The 20,366-nt window shown below is 70.6% G+C and carries 17 protein-coding genes; 16 read left to right on the plus strand and 1 reads right to left on the minus strand.

Translation table 11 applies throughout. The annotated features are described in order from the left end of the window. Nucleotides 1–199 precede the first annotated feature (199 nt). Nucleotides 200–1,801 carry an MFS transporter gene (locus tag ACFYZ4_RS35570; RefSeq protein WP_390785896.1) on the minus strand — a complete coding sequence of 534 codons (1,602 nt, stop codon included), beginning with the start codon at nt 1,799–1,801 and terminating at the stop codon, nt 200–202. A 220-nt stretch (nt 1,802–2,021) separates the two neighbouring features. On the opposite strand from ACFYZ4_RS35570, the gene ACFYZ4_RS35575 reads away from it, so the two are divergent. From ACFYZ4_RS35575 to ACFYZ4_RS35650, 16 genes are all read left to right on the plus strand, one after another. After that, the gene (locus ACFYZ4_RS35575) at nt 2,022–3,029 is read left to right on the plus strand and encodes a helix-turn-helix transcriptional regulator (protein ID WP_390785897.1); all 1,008 of its coding nucleotides are present in this window, start codon (nt 2,022–2,024) and stop codon (nt 3,027–3,029) included. A gap of 190 nt (nt 3,030–3,219) precedes the next feature. Next, nucleotides 3,220–5,496: an ATP-binding cassette domain-containing protein gene (locus ACFYZ4_RS35580; protein WP_390785940.1), complete on the plus strand. Its 2,277-nt coding sequence runs from the start codon at nt 3,220–3,222 to the stop codon at nt 5,494–5,496. Nucleotides 5,497–5,569: 73 nt separating this feature from the next. Continuing rightward, on the plus strand, nt 5,570–6,220 hold the full coding sequence (locus ACFYZ4_RS35585) for an NADPH-dependent FMN reductase (protein ID WP_390785898.1): 651 nt from the start codon (nt 5,570–5,572) through the stop codon (nt 6,218–6,220). A 244-nt stretch (nt 6,221–6,464) separates the two neighbouring features. Next, entirely contained in the window at nt 6,465–8,015 is a 1,551-nt protein-coding gene (locus ACFYZ4_RS35590) for an FAD-dependent monooxygenase (RefSeq protein ID WP_390785899.1), read from the plus strand. Nucleotides 8,016–8,032: 17 nt separating this feature from the next. After that, nucleotides 8,033–8,359: a TcmI family type II polyketide cyclase gene (locus ACFYZ4_RS35595; protein ID WP_351289074.1), complete on the plus strand. Its 327-nt coding sequence runs from the start codon at nt 8,033–8,035 to the stop codon at nt 8,357–8,359. Next, nucleotides 8,356–9,615: a beta-ketoacyl-[acyl-carrier-protein] synthase family protein gene (locus ACFYZ4_RS35600; protein ID WP_390785900.1), complete on the plus strand. Its 1,260-nt coding sequence runs from the start codon at nt 8,356–8,358 to the stop codon at nt 9,613–9,615. Before ACFYZ4_RS35595 ends, ACFYZ4_RS35600 begins: the two co-directional genes overlap by 4 nt. Next, on the plus strand, nt 9,612–10,787 hold the full coding sequence (locus ACFYZ4_RS35605) for a ketosynthase chain-length factor (protein ID WP_384341690.1): 1,176 nt from the start codon (nt 9,612–9,614) through the stop codon (nt 10,785–10,787). The genes ACFYZ4_RS35600 and ACFYZ4_RS35605 overlap by 4 nt, the downstream gene beginning before the upstream one ends. A gap of 17 nt (nt 10,788–10,804) precedes the next feature. Beyond that, a complete protein-coding gene (locus tag ACFYZ4_RS35610) occupies nt 10,805–11,077 on the plus strand; it encodes an acyl carrier protein (RefSeq protein ID WP_390785901.1) in 273 nt (90 codons plus the stop codon). Continuing rightward, nucleotides 11,074–11,853, plus strand: coding sequence for an SDR family NAD(P)-dependent oxidoreductase (locus ACFYZ4_RS35615; RefSeq protein ID WP_351289082.1), 780 nt, complete (start codon nt 11,074–11,076; stop codon nt 11,851–11,853). Before ACFYZ4_RS35610 ends, ACFYZ4_RS35615 begins: the two co-directional genes overlap by 4 nt. A 12-nt stretch (nt 11,854–11,865) precedes the next feature. Beyond that, nucleotides 11,866–12,828 (plus strand): SRPBCC family protein, encoded by a 963-nt coding sequence (locus tag ACFYZ4_RS35620; protein ID WP_390785902.1) that lies wholly within the window; start codon nt 11,866–11,868, stop codon nt 12,826–12,828. After that, nucleotides 12,825–14,180 carry an FAD-dependent monooxygenase gene (locus tag ACFYZ4_RS35625; RefSeq protein ID WP_390785903.1) on the plus strand — a complete coding sequence of 452 codons (1,356 nt, stop codon included), beginning with the start codon at nt 12,825–12,827 and terminating at the stop codon, nt 14,178–14,180. Before ACFYZ4_RS35620 ends, ACFYZ4_RS35625 begins: the two co-directional genes overlap by 4 nt. Beyond that, entirely contained in the window at nt 14,177–15,109 is a 933-nt protein-coding gene (gene fabD, locus ACFYZ4_RS35630) for an ACP S-malonyltransferase (protein WP_351289088.1), read from the plus strand. Before ACFYZ4_RS35625 ends, fabD begins: the two co-directional genes overlap by 4 nt. A 94-nt stretch (nt 15,110–15,203) precedes the next feature. Beyond that, nucleotides 15,204–16,157, plus strand: a complete 954-nt coding sequence (locus ACFYZ4_RS35635; RefSeq protein ID WP_390785904.1) for an acyltransferase domain-containing protein — start codon at nt 15,204–15,206, stop codon at nt 16,155–16,157. A gap of 524 nt (nt 16,158–16,681) precedes the next feature. Continuing rightward, nucleotides 16,682–18,535 carry an NB-ARC domain-containing protein gene (locus tag ACFYZ4_RS35640; protein WP_351289092.1) on the plus strand — a complete coding sequence of 618 codons (1,854 nt, stop codon included), beginning with the start codon at nt 16,682–16,684 and terminating at the stop codon, nt 18,533–18,535. Nucleotides 18,536–18,618: 83 nt separating this feature from the next. Further along, nucleotides 18,619–19,641: an NAD-dependent epimerase/dehydratase family protein gene (locus tag ACFYZ4_RS35645; protein ID WP_384341706.1), complete on the plus strand. Its 1,023-nt coding sequence runs from the start codon at nt 18,619–18,621 to the stop codon at nt 19,639–19,641. Nucleotides 19,642–19,643: 2 nt separating this feature from the next. Beyond that, a complete protein-coding gene (locus ACFYZ4_RS35650) occupies nt 19,644–20,345 on the plus strand; it encodes a 4'-phosphopantetheinyl transferase (protein ID WP_390785905.1) in 702 nt (233 codons plus the stop codon). Nucleotides 20,346–20,366 lie beyond the last annotated feature (21 nt).

Below are 20,366 nucleotides of genomic sequence, written 5' to 3' on the forward strand. Positions count from 1 at the left end.
GCGTCGAAATGAGGCACCGTTGCAAGGGCAGTTCGCTCTCGAACACACTCTGTTGCCGGGGCCGGAACGGCGCTAGGTATTCCCATGGGATGGTCCTGGGATCAGCGCCGGAACAGTGCAGAGCGCTGCGGGACGGAGCGGATTCGCCCGACCCGCAGCACTCTGCGGCTGATGGAGCCATGGGGCCGAGCCGTGGCCTCTAGGAGGCGGGCGTCCGCCGGACGTCGGCGCCGGCTTCCGGCGCCCCGCCGGAAGCGTCCTGTTCGCCCCACTGCCGGGCGTCCGGCTTGCGCTGGGGGATGAGGAAGGTCGCGAGCATTCCGAGCACGAGCAGCGCGGCGCAGGTGTACCCGTTGATCTGGACCCCGTAGGACATGGCATCCCGTGCGGCGGCGGCGGCCTGGGCCGTCGCGGGGTTCTCGCTCAGCCCGGAGATCATCGCGCCCGCGCTGTCGGAGACCGCCGAGGACAGCTCGTCCGCGTTGGGCGTTCCCTGCCGGGCGAGCCGCTCGGACAGGTCGGAGTCCAGCGCCGTGAAGAACGTCGACGTCAGGATCGCGATGCCGAGCGCGGAGCCGAGCTGACGCGCGGCGCTCTGGATTCCGGAGCCCTGGCCGGCCTGCTGCGGCGGTACATCCGCCAGGACGACGTTGGTGACCTGCGCGGTGGCGAAGCCGACCCCCATGCCGTACAGGAACAGGGCGATGCCGATGACCCACCACGGGGAGTCGCTGCTCGCCAGCAGGCCGAACATCAGCAGACCGAGCGCTTCGAGCACCAGGCCGATGCGGACCAGGCCGACGGGGCCGGTCTTCTCGGCCATGCCGAAGCTGGCACCGCTCGCGAAGAAGCTGCCGACCGCGACGACGAAGACCATCAGGCCGGTCTGGAGTACGGAGTACCCCAGGGTGTACTGGAGCCACAGGGGCAGTACGGCGAGGATGCCGAACTCCGCCAGCGCGATGATCAGCGTCGCGATGTTGCCCGTGCTGAAGGACTTGATGCCGAACAGCGAGGTGTCCATCAGCGGTGCCGTGCCGTTCGCGCGCGTCAGCCGGACCTGCAGCCGGAGGAAGAGCGCGAGGCTGACCACGGAGACGGCCAGGGCGACCGGGACGACCGACAGGTTCACCACGTCACCGAAGGGGCCGAAGTCCTTGCGGGCCTCCCACCAACCGTAGTTGCGGCCCTCGATCAGACCGAAGGCGAGCAGTCCGAGGCCCAGCACCGACAGCACGCCGCCGGCCACGTCGACCTTGCCCGGCTGCCCGGGGGACGGCTGGAGGTACCGCATGATGCCCGCGAGGATCAGCACCACGACGAAGATGTTGATGCCGAACGCCCACCGCCAGGAGTACTCGGCGAGCCAGCCGCCCAGCAGCGGTCCGACCGCCGCGGCCGCACCGATCGTGGACCCCCAGACGGCGAAGGCCTTGCCGCGATCGCGTCCCCGGAAGGTCATGTTCAGCAGGGCCAGCGACGTCGGCATGACGATCGCGCCGCCGACGCCCTGGGCGAACCGGCTGATGATCAGGAGCTCCCCGGAGGGCGCCACCGCCGCGGCGATGCTCGCCAGCCCGAAGACCACGGTGCCGACGACGAACAGTCGGCGCGCTCCCACGATGTCCGACAGGCGCCCCATCAGCAGCAGCAGGGCTGCCAGGATGATCGCGTAGGACTCCTGGATCCACTGGGCGCCGAACGCGGAGATCTTCAGGTCGTCGATGATGGGGGGCATCACCACGTTGACGATGGTGAAGTCCACGACCACCAGCGACACACCGAGGGAAATCGCGACCAAACCCAGCCAAGCGTCCCGATTGGCCGATGAGGATCGACTTGGATTTTCAGCCACTGCGTTCTTCCGATCTTCTCGATGCGACGCACCCGGCGGAACGCCGGGGGCGAAATACTGGAGGGGGAGGGGGAGGGGGACGTGCGCCGCCCCCCGGAGCGAAGGCACCATCGCAGGAGAAGAGGACGCGTGCTGACCTCTACTGACCGCAATCGGAGGGCAATTCTTGATCGCCAACCGCACACTGGAGCTCCTCAGCCTGCTTCAGGCACAGAAGGAGTGGGCCGGCGACGGGCTGGCCGAGCGCCTGGGGGTGTCCCCGCGCACCGTCCGCCGCGACATCAACCGGCTCCGTGAACTGGGCTACCCCGTCACGGCGACGAAAGGCCCCTCCGGTTACTACCGGCTGTCCCGCGGGGCGCGTCTTCCTCCGCTGATAGTCGATGACGAGCAGGCCGTCGCCATCGCGCTGTCGCTCCAGACGGCGCCCGCCTCCGTGGCCGGCATGGGTGACGCCACCAAGCGCGCGCTGAACTCCATCAGGGAGCTCCTGCCGCCCCATCTCTCCCGCCGTCTCGCGACCTTCTCCATCGAACAGATCGAGAACGCCTGGGAGTTGGCCCCGCCCCAGGTCGACCCCGGACTGGTGGCACAGCTGAGCGCCGCCGCCCAGGAGCGGGAAGTCGTGCGGTTCACCTACCGGTCCATCGAGGTCGACGAGGTGGACGGCGGTGAGGTCCTCGCCGAACCCCACCGGCTCGTCGTCTGGTCGGGACGCTGGTACATGGTCGCCTACGACCAGCGCGGGTGCTCCTGGCGCGCCTACCGGCTCGACCGGATCGAACAGCCGGCCCCCACCGGGTGGCGCTTCCCCCACCGCGACGCCCCCGAGAGGGACATCACCCGCTTCGTCCAGAGCCAGCCCGACCGCGGGGACACCCCGGACACCTGGCCCTGCTGGGGCACCGTCCTGATGGAGTGCCCCGCGGCGCTGGTGGCCAAGTGGGCCCCGGGCGCGGCGAGTTTCGAAGCGGTCGACGAGCGGATCACCCGGATTCGGATGGGGGCCTGGTCGTGGTCGGCGCTCATCGGCTTCCTGGTCACCTTCAGCTGCCGGTTCACCGTGGAGAGCCCGCCCGAACTCGCCGAGGCGGCCCGCCGTGTGATGGGCCGCATCGACGTCGACATCCCCCGGGCCGACGCGTCCGGCCCGGGGGGTGAACCGGCCCTGTGACCGCGCTCACGTGAGGGAGTAGAGGTCAGAAGCTGACCTCTACTCCTCCTAGCCTGGCTCGTCCAGCCCGGCAATCACAGGAGACTCCTTGAACCCCGCCCGATCACTGACCGAGGCAGCGACAGTGGTCGCCGCGGAGCAGCCCGTCGACAGCGCACACCGCCACGAAGCGGCCGGGGCGACGAACAGGCTGTCCCACGACAGCGGCCACATCGAGGTGCGCGGGGCACGCACCAACAACCTCCGAGACGTCTCGATCGACGTGCGCAAGGGCGCGCTCACCGTCTTCACCGGCGTCTCGGGCTCAGGCAAGAGTTCCCTGGTACTCGGCACCATCGCGGCCGAGTCGCAGCGCCTGCTCAACGAGACCCAGCCGACGTTCGTCCAGGGGCTGCTGCCCCAGACGGTGCGTCCGGACGTCGACAGCCTGCGCAACCTTTCCGCCGTCGTGACCGTGGACCAGAAGCGGCTGGGCGCGGACCCGCGGTCCACCATCGGGACCGCCACCGACACGTACGGCCTCCTGCGCCAGCTCTTCTCGCGGCACGGCACCCCGTACATCGGGTCCCCCAGCCGGTTCTCGTTCAACGACCCCTCCGGCATGTGCCCGACCTGCTCGGGCACCGGAGTGGTCACGGAGGTCGACATCGATCAGCTGGTGGACCGGGACCTCTCCCTCAACGACGGCGCGCTGCTGTTCCCCACCTTCGCGGTCGGCACCGGATTCTGGTCGATCTTCGTCAACTCCGGTTTCTTCGACCCCGACCTCCCCCTGGGCAAGTACGACGACCAGGAGTGGGAGAGGCTGCTGCACCTGGAGCACGCCAAGACCGACAGCCGCTCGCTGAAGGTGACGTACGAGGGCCTCCTGCCCAAGCTGCGGCGCCTGTACCTGAACAAGGAGCGCGAATCGCTCCAGCCGCACGTGCGGGCCGCGGTCGAGCAGATCGCCGGCACCGCGCAGTGCACGGCGTGCGAGGGCAGCCGCCTGTCGGAGGAGGCCCGCTCGGTACGGGTCAACGGCGTGGGCATCGCCGAGTGCACCGACATGGAGATCGTCCGGCTCCTCGAAGTCGTGCGGCAGTGGGACGATCCCGCGATGGCGGGCGTCGTCCACGGCATCCGCGGCGCGCTCACCGCCATGGTCGAGCTCGGCCTGGGCTACCTCAACCTCCAGCGACGTGCGGGCACGCTGTCCGGCGGCGAGTCCCAGCGGGTCAAGATGGTGCGCCACCTCGGTTCGGCGCTGACGGACCTGACATACGTCTTCGACGAACCGACGACAGGCCTGCACGCCGACGACGTCGACCGGGTGCTGAAGGTGATGGCGAGCCTGCGCGACAAGGGCAACACCGTGCTTGTCGTGGAGCACGACCCGCAGGTCCTCGACGTCGCCGACGCCGTCGTCGACCTGGGACCCGGCGCCGGCAGCCGCGGCGGGACGATCGTCTACGCCGGTCCGCCGAGCGGGCTTGCCGCCTCGGACGGACCCACCGCCGCGTCGCTGCGTACCGTGCCGCAGCTGCGGACCGCCCGCGAACCCCGGGGCCGGCTGCGGGTGGAGAACGCGGACCTGCACAACCTGCGCGACGTCACGGTGGAGATCCCCCTCGGCGTCTTCGTCGCCGTGAGCGGTGTCGCGGGAGCGGGCAAGAGCTCGCTGGCCCGTGGAGTGCTGCCCTCCCGCCTGGACTCGTGCGTGATCATCGACCAGAGCCTCCCCCGGGGCAGCAGGCGCAGCACCCCGGCGAGCTGGACGGGCATCCTCGACCCCATCCGCAAGGCCTTCGCCCGTGCCACCGGGGTGAGTGCCGCCCAGTTCTCGTCGAACTCGGCGGGCGCCTGCCCGGCCTGCAACGGCCTCGGCGTCGTCGTGACGGAGCTCGGCCGCGGCGACACCGTGGAATCGCCCTGCGAGGAGTGCGAAGGCACCCGGTTCCGCAGCGAGGTGCTCGCCCACCGGCTGCGCGACCGCAGTATCGCCGACGTCCTCGCCATGTCCATCAGTGAGGCGTGCGCGTTCTTCACGGAACCGGCGGTCCGGGAGGTGCTGGCGAGCCTGGAAGGGGCCGGGCTCGGCTACTTGGGGCTCGGGCAGCCGCTGTCGACGCTCTCCGGGGGAGAGCGCCAGCGGCTCAAGCTCGCCGTCGAACTCGCCTCGCCCTCCGACTTCTACGTGGTCGACGAGCCGACGGCCGGGCTGCACCGCCAGGACGTGGGGCGTCTGCTCGGCCTTCTGGACCAACTCGTCATGAAGGGCAGCACGGTTGTCGTGGTGGAACACGACCTGGACGTCATCGCGCAGGCGGACTGGGTGATCGACATGGGGCCGGGCGCCGGTGCGGCCGGCGGCGACGTCGTGTTCGCGGGGCTGCCCGAGGACCTGATGGCGAGCCGGGCTTCGGTCACCGGACGCCACCTCGCGAGCCGGGTCCGGGGCGAAGGCGCCGGCCACCCAGGAGCGTGACGCCGCCGTACCTCCCAGGACACGAAGCCGCCGGGCGTTCCGCGGCTCGCAACAGACAGAAGGAGCACATCAGATGATCAGGATCGCCGTCTTACTCGGAAGCACCCGACCCGGCCGTCGCGGTGAGGCGGTGGCCCGGTGGGTCGCTGAGGTCGCCGCGCGGCACCCCGCGGCCGTGAGGGGCGAGGTGACCTTCGAACTGGTCGACCTGGCGGACTACGCGCTGCCGTTGCTGGACGAGCCCGTGCCCGCCATGTTCGGCCGGTACCGGAACGAGACCACCCGGCGGTGGGCCGACGCCATCGGCTCGTTCGACGGGTTCGTGTTCGTGACCCCCGAGTACAACCACTCCGTGCCCGCGGCGCTGAAGAACGCCGTCGACCACCTGTTCGCCGAGTGGAACGACAAGGCGGCCGGATTCGTCGGCTACGGCGTGCACGGCGGGACCCGCGCCGTCGAGCACCTGCGGCTGGCGCTGGCCGAGGTGAAGGTCGCGGGTGTGCGGAGCCAGGTCGTCCTGTCGGTGTTCGGCGACTTCGACTACACGGGATGCGACATGACGGACCCGACGTCGGCCGGCCGGTTCACGCCGGGGGAGCGGCAGGAACCGGCGGTGAACACGATGCTGGACGAGGTCGTCGCCTGGTCGGCCGCGCTCAAGCCGCTGCGCGCGGACGTCGCGGACGTCGCCGCGGAGCCCAGGGAAGACGTCGTTCCGGTGTGACGCACCAGGGCCGCTGCCTGCTCCTGCTCCTGACCCGTTGACGGCTGACCGCTGACGGCACCTGCGGCCTTCGGCTGCGCACGTGTCCCGGCCGGGACCGTGCGAGCGCAGCTCGAAGGCCGCACCCGCTCTCCTCCAAATCCCTTGCCTGTCACGGGAGTTCCCCTGCGATAGCACGAATATCCCCCCGTCCTCACCACAGGTGACCTACTCCGGCCGCGCAATTCAGAGCACCGTAAGCGGCATGACGTTGCACGCCGCAGAAGCCATTCGGTCGCACGTACCGGTTCTCGTCGTGGGAGCCGGTCCCACAGGTCTCATGCTCAGTGCCGAGCTGGCGCTCCACGGAGTCCGGCCGCTGCTGATCGACGCACTGCCGAGCCCGAGCGGACAGTCCCGGGCCCTGGGCTTCACGGTCCGGACGCTGGAGATCTTCAAGCAGCGCGGCATCCTGGGCCGCTTCAAGGGGCTCGCCCAGGTACCGGGAGTGCATTTCGCCGGCCTGAACATCGATGGAGACTTCCTGTCCAGCACGCTGAGACCGGCCAACCAGTACCCGCAGTCCAGGACCGAACAGGTCCTCGCCGACTGGTGCGAGGAGCGGGGGGTCACGGCCCTGAGGCCATGGAGGCTGGAGTCCATGGAGCCCACCGGCTCCGGATACCGCTGCGTGCTCAGCGGTCCGGCCGGGCGGCGCACCGTCGAGGCGGACTACGTGGCCGGTTGCGACGGGGCGGCCAGTGGCGTTCGCGAAGCGATCGGCATGACCGCCCGCCGCACGCCCCCTTCCGTCCAGATGCTCCTCGGCGACCTGCGCGGTTGCGGGCTGCCCAACGAACCCTTCGGGGTCAAGCACGAGAAAGGCATGGTCATGTCCGCGCCGCTGGGCGACGGGACGGAACGGGTCATCGTCTGCGACTTCTCGCAGCCGATGCGGCCGCAGGGCGCACCGGTCACCCACGCCGAGATCAAGAACGCGTACGAGAACGTCGTCGGCAAACCCCTGGCGGACGGCGAATGCCTGTGGGCGAGCTCCTTCTCCGATGCCTCGGCCCTCGTGGAGTCGTACCGGGACGGCCGTGTGCTGCTCGTCGGGGACAGCGCGCACACGCACCTCCCGGCGGGCGGCCAGGGCATGAACGTTTCGCTCCAGGACGCGGTGAACCTCGGCTGGAAGCTCGCGCTGGTGAGCCGGGGCCACGCACCGGATTCGCTCCTGGACAGCTACCACGCCGAGCGGCACCCGGTCGGCCGGGAACTGCTGCTCAACACGGCCGCCCAGGGGCAGCTGTTCCTGCGCGGACCGGAGGCGGACCCGTTGCGCGAGATCGTGCGGCGGCTGCTGGAGGTGCCGGAGGTGTCGGTCCGGCTGGCGGACGGAGTCAGCGGACTGGACATCCGGTACGACATGGGCGACCCGGAGGCGTCGTCACCGGTGGGTGAGCGGTTGGCACCGGATGCCTTCGCCGTGGTCGGCGCCGGCGGCGACACCGTGGTCGGGGCCGGTGGCGACACCGTGGTCGAGGCCGGCGGCGACGTCGTCGAAGAGCTGCGGCACGGTTCCGCCCTGCTGGTCCTCCTCGCCGACGACGGCGAGGCGTCCCCGCTCGCCGCGCAGTGGGGGGACCGGGTGCGCGTGGTGCACGCGCGGCCGAAGGAACCGCGACGGAAAGCCGGCTCCGCCGAGCCCCTGAACCTGTTCGTCCGGCCGGACGGCCACATCGCCTGGGCGGGCCCGCGGAGCGACGGGCTGAGCGCCTCGCTCAGCCGTTGGCTCGGCGAGCCCGCCGCGTAACCAGAGGAGGAAGACCCTTGTACAGCTCTCTGATCGTCGCCCGGATGGACCCCGGCCACGCGGACGCGGTGGCGGACGTCTTCGGCGCGTTCGACGCCACCGACATGCCCGCCCGGATGGGCACCCTGCGCCGCGAGCTCTTCCGGTACCGCGGTCTCTACTTCCACCTTCAGGACTTCGAGACCCCCGACGGGACCGCCGCGGTGGAGGCGGCGAAGACCGACCCGCGGTTCATCGGCATCAGCAACGACCTCAAGCCGTACATCGAGGCCTACTCGCCGACCTGGCGGTCGCCGAAGGACGCGATGGCCGAGCGCTTCTACCACTGGAGGGCCGAGCGTTGAGCCGCCGCGTGTTCATCACCGGGGTAGGGGTCGTCGCGCCCGGCGGCGTCGGCCGCGAGGCCTTCTGGGACCTCCTGACCGCGGGGCGTACCGCCACCCGGCGGCTCAGCCTCTGCGACCCGGAGCCGTTCAGATCCCAGGTGGCCGCCGAGGTCGACTTCCGGGCCGAGGCCGCGGGACTGACCGAGCAGCAGTCCGTGGAGCTGGACCGGGCGGCCCAGTTCGCCCTGGTCGCCGCCCGTGAGGCGGTGGAGGACGCGGGCTGGCGGGACACGTGCCCGCCCGACCGCGCCGGGGTCGTCGTGGGCTCCGCCGTCGGCGCCACCACCAAGCTGGAGGAGGTCTACCGCCGGCTCAGCGCGGACGGGTCCCTCTGGGACGTGATCCCGGACTCCCCCGCCCAGCTCTACTCGTACTTCGTGCCCAGCTCCTTCGCCGCGGGCATCGCCCGGGAGTTCGGCGTCACCGGGCAGAGCGGTGTCGTGTCGACCGGTTGTACTTCCGGGATCGATGCCGTGGGCAACGCATGGGAACTGATCCAGGACGGCATTCTGGACTCCGTCGTCTGCGGGGCCACCGACGCGCCCATCTCGCCCATCACCGTCGCCTGCTTCGACACGATCAAGGCGACCTCGACCTACAACGACACCCCGGAGACCGCCTCCCGGCCGTTCGACGCGACACGGGGCGGATTCGTCCTCGGCGAGGGCAGCGCGATGTTCGTCCTGGAGTCGGAGGAGTCCGCCCTGCGCCGCGGCGCGCGCGTCTACGGCGAGATCAAGGGGTACGCCAGCCGCTGCAACGCGTACCACATGACCGGCCTGAAGGCCGACGGGCGTGAGCTGGCGCAGGCCGTCACCGCCGCCCTGACCCAGGCCCGGATGGACCCGGGCGAGCTCGACTACGTCAACGCCCACGGCAGCGGGACCAAGCAGAACGACAGGCACGAGACCAATGCGCTCAAGGTCTCCCTGGGCGCCGCCGCCCGCCATGTGCCCATCAGCTCCATCAAGTCCATGGTGGGCCACTCGCTGGGGGCCATCGGCTCGCTGGAGATCGCCGCGTGCGCCCTGGCGCTGCGGCACGACGTGATCCCGCCGACGGCCAACCTCACCCGGCCGGACCCGGAGCTCGACCTGGACTACGTACCCGTACATGCGAGGCACCAGCGGACCGACGGAATCCTGACGACCGGCAGCGGTTTCGGAGGGTTCCAGAGCGCCATGGTCCTCGCGGATCCGGAGAAGCGCTCATGACCGCACACATCACCGGCATCGGTGTCGTCTCCCCGCTGGGCCTGTCCCGGGAAGAGCACTGGAAGGCCCTCCTCGACGGGTGCAGCGGCCTGGGTCCGACCCGGTCGTTCGACTCCACCCGCTACGACAACCCCATCAGCGGCGAGGTCCCCCACTTCAGCCAGGAGGAACTGCCCAGCAGGCTGCTGCCCGCCACCGACCGCATGACACAGATGTCGCTGGTCGCCGCGGCAGGGGCGTTCGACGACAGCGGCATCGACCGGGACCAGGTCGACCCCCTCGACATCGGAGTCATGACCGCCTCCACCGCGGGCGGATACGCGTTCGGGCAGAAGGAACTGCAGAACCTGTGGTCCAAGGGCCCCAAGTACGTGAGCACCCATCAGTCCTACGCCTGGTTCTACGCGGTCAACACCGGCCAGATCTCCATCCGCCACGGCTGCCAGGGGCACAGCGGAGTGATCGTCGCCGACGACGCCGGCGGCCTCGACGCGATCGCGACCGCCGCCCGCCGCCTGGCGCGCGGGAACCGCGTCATGCTGACCGGCTCGGTGGACAGCACCATGTGCCCCTGGGGGCGGGTCGCACACACGTCGACCGGGCAGCTGTCGAAGTCCGCCGACCCGCGCACCGCATACCTGCCGTTCGACGAACGGGCAGGCGGGTGGGTCAACGGCGAGGGCGGGGCCCACCTCGTCCTCCGGTCCGAGAGCGACGACCGGTACGCGTCGGTGCTCGGCCACGGGGCGACCGTGGACGACCCGCGGGCCGAGCCGGGGACGGGTCTGGTCCAGGCGATCCGCCTCGCACTCGACGCGGCGCGGCTGCGCGCCCGCGACATCGGTGTGGTCTTCGCCGACGCGGCCGGCACCCGGCAGGCGGACCGGGCCGAGGCCGCCGCCCTCGCGGAGGTCTTCGGGCGGAACTCCGTCCCCGTCACCGCGCCCAAGGCGGCCACGGGCCGCATGGGCTGCGGAACCGCCTCACTCGACGTCGCCATGGCGGTGCTCGCCCTGCGCGACCAGACGATCCCCCCGACCGTCAACGTCGAAGCGGACGCGTCCCTCGGGATCAACCTGTGCACCGCCGCCACCCCGCACCGCATCACCCACGCCCTGGTGCTCGCCAGGGGCATCGGTGGGTTCAACTCCGCCCTGATCGTCGGGGCATGACCGAAGGAGAGAACGACATGACCGCACGCGTCACCATGGACGACCTCAAGCGCGCCCTCCAGGAGGGCTCGGGAGTCGACGAGGGCGTCGACCTCGACCGGGACCTCCCGACCAAGGCGTTCGCCGACCTCGGCTACGACTCCCTGGCCGTCCTGGAGACCGGCCTGCGCCTCGGACGCGAGAACAACATCGAGATCGACGACTCGGTGTTCAACGAACTCGACACGCCCCAGCAGCTGCTGGACGCGATCAACCAGGCCCTCGAGACCCGGGCGGGGGCGGCATCATGACGGCCCTGCGTCACGCCCTCGTCACCGGCGGGTCGAGCGGCATCGGCAAGGCCGTCGCGCACCGCCTCGGGAAGGCCGGGCACACCGTGTCGATCTGCGGCAGGGACCCCGAGAAGCTCCGGTCCGCCGCCAAGGAACTGGCCGAACTCGGTGTGACCGTCCATACGTTGAGCGCCGACGTCAGCGACCCCCGGCAGGTGCGCGAGCTGGTCGGCCGGGCCGTGGAGGCGAGCGGGCCCATCGGGATCCTGGTCAACAACGCCGGCAGGAACGGCGGCGGCAAGACGGCGGAGCTGACCGACGAGCTGTGGCGGGAGGTGCTCGGCACCAACCTCGACAGCGTCTTCTACGTCACCCGCGAGGTGCTGGCCCGGGGCGGCATCCACGAGGTCGAGCACGGCCGCATCGTCAACATCGCCTCCACCGCGGGCAAACAGGGCGTCCTGCTGGCCGCCCCCTACTCCGCCTCCAAACACGGCGTGGTCGGCTTCACCAAGGCCGTGGGCAAGGAGCTCGCGCCCCAGGGCATCGCGATGAACGCGGTCTGCCCGGGATACGTGGAGACGCCGATGGCCACCCGGGTGCGGCGCGCGTACGCCGACGCCTGGGAGACCACGGAGGCGGAGGTCCTGTCCGCCTTCGAGGCGAAGATCCCGCTCGGCCGGTACAGCACGCCCGACGAGGTCGCCTCCCTCGTCGAGTACCTCACCACCGAAGGCGCCGCCTCGATCACGGCCCAGGCACTCAACGTGTGCGGCGGCCTCGGAAATTTCTAGGAGATGATCCGCATGACCGACCGGCCTCGCGTCGACGTGCACACCACCACGATCAGCAACAGCGCCGACGAGGTGTACCGCCGCCTGGAGAGCGTCGGGCAGTGGTCCCAGATGTTCGAACCGACCATCCACAGCACGGAACTGGCCCGGGAGGGGAACAAGCAGACGATCCAGCTGTGGGCCGTCGCCAACGGGGAACCCAAGTCCTGGGTGTCCGAGCGTCACCTCGACCCCGTCGCACGCACCATCCGCTTCGCGCAGACGATCACCGCGCCGCCCGTCGCGGAGATGTCGGGCGAGTGGACGGTCCTGCCCCTGACCGAGGACAGCTGCTCCGTCCGGCTCACGCACACCTACCGCGCGGAGGCCGACTCCGAGGAGGCGCTCGCCTGGATAGCCAAGGCCGTGGACACCAACAGCACCAAGGAACTCGCGGCGCTGAAGGCCGCCCTCGAACGGGATGCGGACAGCGAGCTGAGCGCCTTCACCTTCGCGGACTCGGTGGAGACGACGGCCGACCCCGTCCTGCTGTTCTCCTTCCTGGACCGGGGCGAACTGTGGTCCGGACGGCTGGACCACGTCGTCGAGGCAGAGATGAAGGAGTTCTCCGACGGACTGCAGCTGCTCCGGATGCGGACGAGGACCCCGGACGGCGACAGCCACGTCACGGAGTCCTACCGGGTGTCCCAGAGCCCGGCCAGGCTGCTGTACAAGCAGGTGACGCTGCCGGCGCTGCTGGAGCTGCACACCGGCGAGTGGACCATCTCCCCGTCCGGCGAGAGCTGGAAGGTCACCTCGAAGCACACGGTGGCGATCAACCCCGAAGCGGTGCAGAAGGTCCTCGGCCCGGACGCGACCGTCGTGGACGCCAAGGAACTCGCCCGGCGGAACCTGGGGAACAACAGCCTGCGGACCCTCGAAGCAGCGGTCCGCTGGGCCGATGCCGCCGCCCCGCAGCGGCGAGCGGGAACGTGACCGCGCCCGAGGCCTCCGACGTCGTCGTCGTCGGCGCCGGGCCCAGCGGCCTGCTCCTGGCGGGGATCCTCGCCGGGGCGGGCGCGCGCGTCACCGTACTGGAATCACGCGGCGCGCCGGACCCGCAGATCCGCGCCTCGACCCTGCACGCCCGCGCCATGGAGATCTTCGACTCCCACGGAGTGGAGTTCGCACCTGAGCTGCCCCACAGCACCCACGGCCACTATGGCGGCCTGCCCGTGGACCTCTCGCACGTCGAGTCCGACCGGGCCGGCGTTTGGCGGTGCCCGCAGCCCGAACTCGTACGGACACTGAGCGGCTGGGCCGGGCGCCACGGCGCGCGGCTGCTGTACGGGGAACACGTGGAGTCCGTCGACGGGCAGGGCCGACATCGTCTGGTACGCACCCGGACCGGCCGGACCTTCGGCGCGGCGCTGCTGGTCGCGACGGACGGACAGCAGAGCACGGTCCGTGCGCTGCTCGGCATCGCCTGCGAGGGTGCCCCGGCCACGCGCGTCCTGGTGCAGGCCGACCTCCGCCGGTGCCGCGTGCCGGGACGGCGCTTCGAGCGGCGGGGGCGTTACACCGTCACCGCCGCCCCGCTCGGCGACGAGGTCACGCGGCTGATGATCCACGATCCGCGGTGGCCCGTGGGCCGGCCGCGCACGGCGGAGGACCTCCGCGCGGCCTGGCACGCCGCCACCGGCGAGGCGCTGCCGGCCGAGCCTTCGTGGCTGCGGACGTTCAGCGACGACACGAGCGTCGCGCACCGACTGGTCGAAGGCAGTGTCGTGCTGTGCGGTGACGCGGCGCATCCCATCATCCCCATCGGAGGGCAGGCGTTGAACACGTCCCTGATGGACGCCGAGGCACTCGGCTGGCGGATCCTGGCGCATCTGGAGGACGGGGACCCGCAGGGGCTCCTGGAGTACGGGGAGGAACGCGCCGCCTGGCTGGACGTGCTCACGCGCAGACTGCGCGCGCAGGCGCGCCTGCTGTTCGACACCGACGAGGCAGCCACCGCGCACAAGGCGCGTGTGGCCGAGCGCCTGCACGGCGACGAGGCCTACCGGCAGAAGATCGCCGACTCCCTGTCGGGTGTCGACGTGTGCTATCCGACGGCCACCGGCGGGATCCGCCGCCGTCTCGGCCCGGCCCAGCTTCGCGAGGCCGGGGCCGCCCGCCGCACGACCCGCGTCCGACGGGGGTCCGTGACCGACGGCGGCACCCGGGTGGAGGCCTGGATCAGGCCCGATCACCACTGGTACCCGACGGCCCCCGACGAGGCCCGGCAGGATTGGAATGACGCGGTGCGCCCTCTTGACGACCCCGAAGCCGAGGTGGCGCGGTGAAGGCGTTCCTGTTTCCCGGCCAGGGGACCCAGAAGGTCGGTATGGGCTCCTACCTGCGCGAGGAGTACCCGAGCCTGGTCGAGCCGCTGTGGCAGGAGGCGGACGAGATCCTGGGGTACTCCCTGACCCGCCTCTGCGAGGAAGGGCCTGTCGAGGAGCTGCGGCACATGCCGGTCACGCAGCCGGCCGTCTTCCTGTGCAGCTACACGGCCCTGGTCGCCGCGCGGGCCAAGGGGGCGGAGCCGGACGTCGTCGCGGGCCACAGCCTGGGCGAGTACTCGGCTCTCGCGGCGGCCGGTGTGCTGACCTGGAGGGAAGTGCTCCAGCTCGTCCATCGCCGTGGTGAGCTCATGGCGCAGGTGCAGGAGCAGGTGGACGGGAAGATGGCGGCCCTCCTCGGACTGTCGATCGAGCAGGTCGAGCGGGCCTGCGCGCGGGTGCGGTCCGACACCGGGGAGGTCGTCGAGGTGGCCAACCACAACGAGCCCCTCCAGGCCGTGGTCTCCGGCCAGACCGCCGCCATCGACCTGCTGGTCGAGCGGGTCACGACGATGACGGACGCCCGCGCGACCGTGCTGAGGATCGGCGGCCCGGCCCACTCCAGTCTGATGGGGAGCGTGACGGCGGACTTCGTGGAGTACCTGCAGCGCTTCGACTTCCGGCCGCCCCGGGTGCCCCTGATCTCCGGTTCGACCGCCGCACTGTACGCGTCCGGCGAGGAGATCAAGCGCCAGCTCGGCGGTCAGCTGGTGCACCGGGTGCGCTGGGTCGACGTGATGGCCGAGCTCAAGCGGCTGTCGGTGTCGCGGACCTGGGAGCTGGGGCCGGGCAGGGTCCTCTCGGGGTTCGCCGGGAGATCGCTGCCCGGCGTGCCGACCTATCGTGCCAACGACCTGCCGTCCTTCCTGGCCGGCGTGACGGGCTGGTGAACCGGTGAATCACATGGTGCGACGAGCGCCGGCCGCTGCCCGGGGGGAGCGGGCGTCCGACGGGGCGGGCAACTCGCCCGGACCCGTCGTCCTGATGCTGCCCGGGCAGGGTTCGCAGTTCGGCGCGATGGGGGCCCCGCTCTACGATGCCGACCCCCGTTTCCGGCGGGCACTCGACGACTTCTTCGACGCGTTCGGCGCCGGGGCGCAGCGGCTCAGGCAGGTGTGGCGGCACGGCTCTCCCCGGGAACTCGAGCAGGGGGCCTTCGCCCAGCCGCTGCTCTTCGGGATCGGCTACGCCGCCGGAAGGGTCTGGCTGGAGGACCTGAAGGGCGCCGACACGACCCTGATCGGGCACAGCGTGGGTGAACTGGCGGCGGCCACGCTCGCGGGCGTCTTCGACCTCGAACTGGCCGGTGCGCTCCTGAAGGAGCGGGCCCGGCTGCTCGAAGAGGCTCCCCGCGGCGGCTTGATCGCCTGCCGCGCCACGGAGGCACAGGTACAGGCGCACCTCGACGCCCTGGGCGGACGGGCCGTCGTCGCGGCGGAGAACGCGGACAACCAGTGCGTCGTGAGCTGTGCGGAGGAGGACCTCCCGGACACGGTGCGAGCCCTTGGCGCCCGGGGGGTGCCGTGCATGCGCGCCGCGGCGGCCGAGCCGTTCCACTCCCCGCTCCTGGCCCCGGCCGCCCTTGAGTTCGAGGATTTCCTGGCGCGGCGCGAGCGGGAGCTGTCGCCGGCGAGGTTACCGATGGTCTCGGCCTACTCGGCACGAAAGGTCAGCGACCGGAATGCGGAGCCCGCTCGGTTCTGGACGCATCAGATGGCCGAAAAGGTGTTCTTCTGGAAGGCGATCGTCGGCAACTGTGGTTCCAGTCCGCACACGTTTGTGGAGATCGGCCCTGGAACGGCCCTTTCCATGGCGGCCCGCCGGTTGCCATCGGTTCGCGACGGAGGTGCCGAAGTGGTCACCACGATGCCGCGTCATCGACGTGAGGTCGAACAGTGGAATTCCGTCCGGCGTGAGGTGGTCGAGCTGCTCAGTTGAGCCATCAACGATTCTCAATGGGGGTGAGGGTGAAGGCTCCTGAGGTTGTGTTGTGTGCAGAACGTGTCAAAGGTTTGCATGAACGAAAAAATAAGTACATGGATCGGTAAGGTGCTGTTATCGTTGCTGAGGGGTGAACAGTTACTGATTCCGCAGATGTTCTCACGCCCTCTTCTCCCGGGTGTCCCTCTCGAATCCCGCTCCCCCTTCCTTCTCCGGCTTTCCCGCTGCGCGTCAGGAGGTTGATGGTCAAGATCACACGGACGGCTCTTCGATAAATATTGACCTTGGCCGGGTCGAATAGTTAGCACGGGGGAAATGCAATGGGTTTAGTACGTTTCGATGTGCTGGGGTCACTCCGGGTGCGGTGCGACGACGCGCTTGTGCGACTGACCGGACAGAAATATCGGACCGTGGTTTCGTGTCTCGCTCTCCATCCCGAGAATTCGGTGAGCATGGAGGAACTCCTCCACGCCGCATGGAAGGGAAAACGTCCGTCCAGCGCGCACCACCAGGTGCGGAAGATGATTTCCGCGCTCAGGCTCAGCCTCGACCAGGGATGGGACCTGGTGGCGACGTCCCACGAGGGCTACATGCTGAAGCTGACGCCCGAGCACTCCGACGTCTCCGAGTTCTGCCGGCTCTACGACCAGGCGATGTCGAGTGCCTTCGCGAGCGACGAGGACCTGTCGGTGGCGTATTCGGCGCTGGCGCTCTGGCGGGGGAGGCCCTGCGAGGGGTCGGAGCCCCGCGGGCAGGAGCACTGGATCTCCGAACTGGTCGAACAGCACCGGGTGCTCGTGAACAAGACGGTGCAGGCCTTCCAGGAGCGGGGACGCTCCGACGAGTTGACCTCGATCCTGCGCGTGGCGTCGAAGATCCACAGGCAGCCGGTCCACCCGCACTCCGATACCGCCTTACCCGCCCCGGCCGGCCGGCCGTCGGGCGGGACGCACGCCCACGAGAGTCCGGTACCGCCGCCCCGCCCGGCACGGCCCGGCGTCGCGGTCGGGCCGAACTGCCTGCCGCGGGATCTCCAGGACTTCGGCGGACGCGAACGCGAGATCGACGAACTGCACACCCTGCTCTCGGGGGAGGGGCCCCACTGCCCGTCCGTGGCGACACTTCACGGAATGGGCGGAGTCGGGAAGACGGCCGTCGCCGTCCGGCTGGCGCACCTGCTGGCCCGCCACTATCCGGACGGCCAGCACTTCGTCTCCCTGGACGGCTTCTCGTCGTCCTGCGCGTCCAGCGTGTCCAGCGCGCTCGGGGTGCTTCTGCGACAGAAGGGCCTCCCGGACGACGAGATCTCCTCGTCGGAGGAAGGGCGGCTGGCCCAGTGGCGGACCATCACGGCCGGTCAGCGGCTGCTCGTCGTGCTGGACGACGCCCGCGACATCGAGCAGGTGGAACCGCTCATACCGCCCTCGCCCGACAGTGCCTGCATCATCACCTCCCGCATCATCCTCAACGGCATCGACGGCGCTCATCACACCTCGCTCGAAGTGCCGGACGAGGACGAGTGCCTGGAAATGCTCAGCTGCATGCTCGACCAGCGCTTCGAGAGCCTCGACACCCAGGATGCGCGGGCGCTGATCCAGCAGTGCGCCAACCTGCCGCTGGCCCTGCGCCTGGCGGCGGCGCGCATCTCGACCCGCGACTTCCTCGACCTCCGGGAGCTCAGCGACCGGCTCGCCGCCACCTCCGTCTTCAACGAGCTGGAGGTGCCCGGGCGCAGCCTGATCGGCCGGCTCATCACCTCGTTCACCTCCCTGGAGGACTTCGACCACGACCGCTACCTGCGGCTGTCGCTCCTGCCCTGCCCCGATCTGGACGAGACCTCGGTCGCGGCCGCGCTCGGCCTGTCGATCGACCTGGTACGGCTCGCCTGCCGGCGCTTCGCGGACCGGGCGCTGTTGCAGCGGACACGGGCCGGCGCCTACCGGGTGCATCCGCTGCTGCTGCAGGCGGCGCACCTGGAAGCACAGAAGAAGATCTCGTTCGACGAGCAGCGCCGCGTCATCCGCGCCGCCATCCTCCACTACAAGGCCTCGAACGGCCTCGTGGGCTCCAGCCGTGTCAGCCCCTCGCCGAGTCCCGACGGGCACGTGGTGCTGAGGACCCTCACCCGGTCCGCCGAGCTCGCGGCGCGGCTCGACCTCCAGCAGGAGTTCATCGAACTGTGCGTGGCCTGGGAGGGGATGGTCACCCGGGTGCTGGACACGCGCCAGCAGGAAGTGGTGTGGAACCTCGTGCGCGACGCGACGCAGCAGTCCTCGGAAGCCGCATCGCAGCACCACCCCGAACCGCCACCCGTACGAGGGCACGTCGTGAACGTCGCCCGGTGCAGGGGGACGGAGCTCGTTCGCCGCTCCTAGGGGGTGTCGGCAACTCCACGCCGTGCGCGTGATCGGCACAAGACGCCTCCACTCGTGATCCCCAGAGGAAAGGAAGTCGGACGATGGGCCGTGTCCTTCCGTATCCGCCCGAGAGCGAGGTACTTCTGCTGCCGAGACAGTACGGCCCGGCAGCGGGCGAGCAGGCCGTCACGACGAGCGAAGTCGTGGTGGGCGGGGGAGGCCTGCTGGGGAGGCACGTCCGCGCCGCGCTGGGCGGCCGCCTGAGCGAACGGGTGCGCGTCCCCTGGGACGATCACGCCCTCGCCTGTGCCCGACTGTATGAACTGGGAAGGGAGCTGGCCGCTCGAACCGGCCGCTGGAACCTCTACTGGTGCGCCGGCCTGGCCGTGTTCCACACCCCTGCCGAGCAGGTCGAGCGGGAACGCGTCCAGGTCGGCCGGCTGCTCACGGGAATCCACGACGGACTCGAACGGTCCGGCCGCCCTTCCCCTTCCGACGGCGCCCTGTTCTTCGCGTCGTCAGCGGGCGGTGCGTACGCGGGCTCGGCACACGCGCCCTTCACCGAGTTCTCCACCCCCGCTCCCCAGAACGCCTACGGCGAGGCCAAACTCGCCGTGGAGAAGGAGGCCGAGACCCTGTCGCGCCGATGGCGGCTGCCCGTGGTGGCCGGCCGGATCACCAACCTCTACGGTCCCGGACAGAACCTCGACAAGAACCAGGGCCTGGTCAGCGCCCTCGTCAGAGCACAGCTGACCGGAGAACCCCTGCGTCTGCGGGCCGCGCCGGGGACGACGCGCGACTACATCTACGCGCGGGACTGCGCACGGATGGCCGTCGCGACGATGGACGCCGTGCGTTCCCGCACCCTGGGCAGGGACCCGTACGTCTGCAAGATCTTCGCCAGTGGGCGGTCCTTCCGGATCGACGGGCTCCTGGAGGTGGCCGAGCGCCTCTTCGACCAGCCGGTGCCCGTCCTCCACGAGTACCCGGCGGGCGGCGCGAGCACGGACTTCTCCGTCACGTCCCGGGTGTGGGCGGACCTCGTGTCGTCCCCCTTCCTCAACATGGAGGAAGGGATGCGGGCTGTCCGTGCGGACCTCAGATACCGGCTCGACCTCGACTAGCGGTGGTCATCGCCGAGATCCTGCCCGCCGGTGTGGCGGTCTCCGAGGCGTTCGCCGACGATCCCGCCGCCTTCCTGTTCCCTGAGGAGGCGGCGGCGATCGCGCGGGCCGCGCCCGGACGCCGCCGTGAGTTCGCCACGACCCGCCTGTGCGCCCGCCGGGCACTGGCCGAGCTGGGACGGCCGCCGGCCCCCCTGCTGCGGGGTGCGCGCGGAGCTCCCTCATGGCCCGCGGGGGTGGTGGGCAGCATGACGCACTGCGAGGGCTACCGGGCGGCCGCGGTGGCGCGCCGTGGCGACTTCGCCGCCCTCGGGATCGACGCCGAACCCCACCAGCCCCTTCCCGCGCATGTGCTGGAGGCCATCGCGGTGCCCGCCGAACAGGCCAGGCACCGCGTGCTGAGCGCGCGTGTCCCGCAGGTCTGCTGGGACCGGGTGCTGTTCTGCGCCAAGGAGGCGGTGTACAAAGCGTGGTTCCCGCGGACCGGCCTGCCGCTGGAGTTCGGCGAGGCCGACATCGCCTTGCGTACGGACGGCTCGTTCACCGTCCGCGTCCGACGCCGCCACCCCTCCCCGGAACACCTCACACCCCTTGCCTACGAGGGCCGCTGGGTCGCCACCTCCGCCCTGGTGGCTGCCGCCGTGGCCGAACCCGCCACCGCCCCCTCCACCGCCACGGTGCCCATACGCGCCGCGGACCGCTGAACACGAGAGCCGGCCGGATGA

Origin of the sequence: Streptomyces sp. NPDC001513 (assembly GCF_042894695.1) — a bacterium.
In the GTDB taxonomy this organism is placed as follows: domain Bacteria; phylum Actinomycetota; class Actinomycetes; order Streptomycetales; family Streptomycetaceae; genus Streptomyces.

What these genes read in the sequence shown, in the direction of transcription:
- ACFYZ4_RS35615 (WP_351289082.1), top strand. Translation starts at nt 11,074, where the DNA reads ATGACGGCCCTGCGTCACGCCCTCGTCACCGGCGGGTCGAGCGGCATC.
- ACFYZ4_RS35640 (WP_351289092.1), top strand. Translation starts at nt 16,682, where the DNA reads ATGATTTCCGCGCTCAGGCTCAGCCTCGACCAGGGATGGGACCTGGTG.
- ACFYZ4_RS35585 (WP_390785898.1), top strand. Translation starts at nt 5,570, where the DNA reads ATGATCAGGATCGCCGTCTTACTCGGAAGCACCCGACCCGGCCGTCGC.
- ACFYZ4_RS35605 (WP_384341690.1), top strand. Translation starts at nt 9,612, where the DNA reads ATGACCGCACACATCACCGGCATCGGTGTCGTCTCCCCGCTGGGCCTG.
- ACFYZ4_RS35645 (WP_384341706.1), top strand. Translation starts at nt 18,619, where the DNA reads ATGGGCCGTGTCCTTCCGTATCCGCCCGAGAGCGAGGTACTTCTGCTG.
- ACFYZ4_RS35620 (WP_390785902.1), top strand. Translation starts at nt 11,866, where the DNA reads ATGACCGACCGGCCTCGCGTCGACGTGCACACCACCACGATCAGCAAC.
- ACFYZ4_RS35590 (WP_390785899.1), top strand. Translation starts at nt 6,465, where the DNA reads ATGACGTTGCACGCCGCAGAAGCCATTCGGTCGCACGTACCGGTTCTC.
- ACFYZ4_RS35610 (WP_390785901.1), top strand. Translation starts at nt 10,805, where the DNA reads ATGACCGCACGCGTCACCATGGACGACCTCAAGCGCGCCCTCCAGGAG.
- ACFYZ4_RS35635 (WP_390785904.1), top strand. Translation starts at nt 15,204, where the DNA reads ATGCTGCCCGGGCAGGGTTCGCAGTTCGGCGCGATGGGGGCCCCGCTC.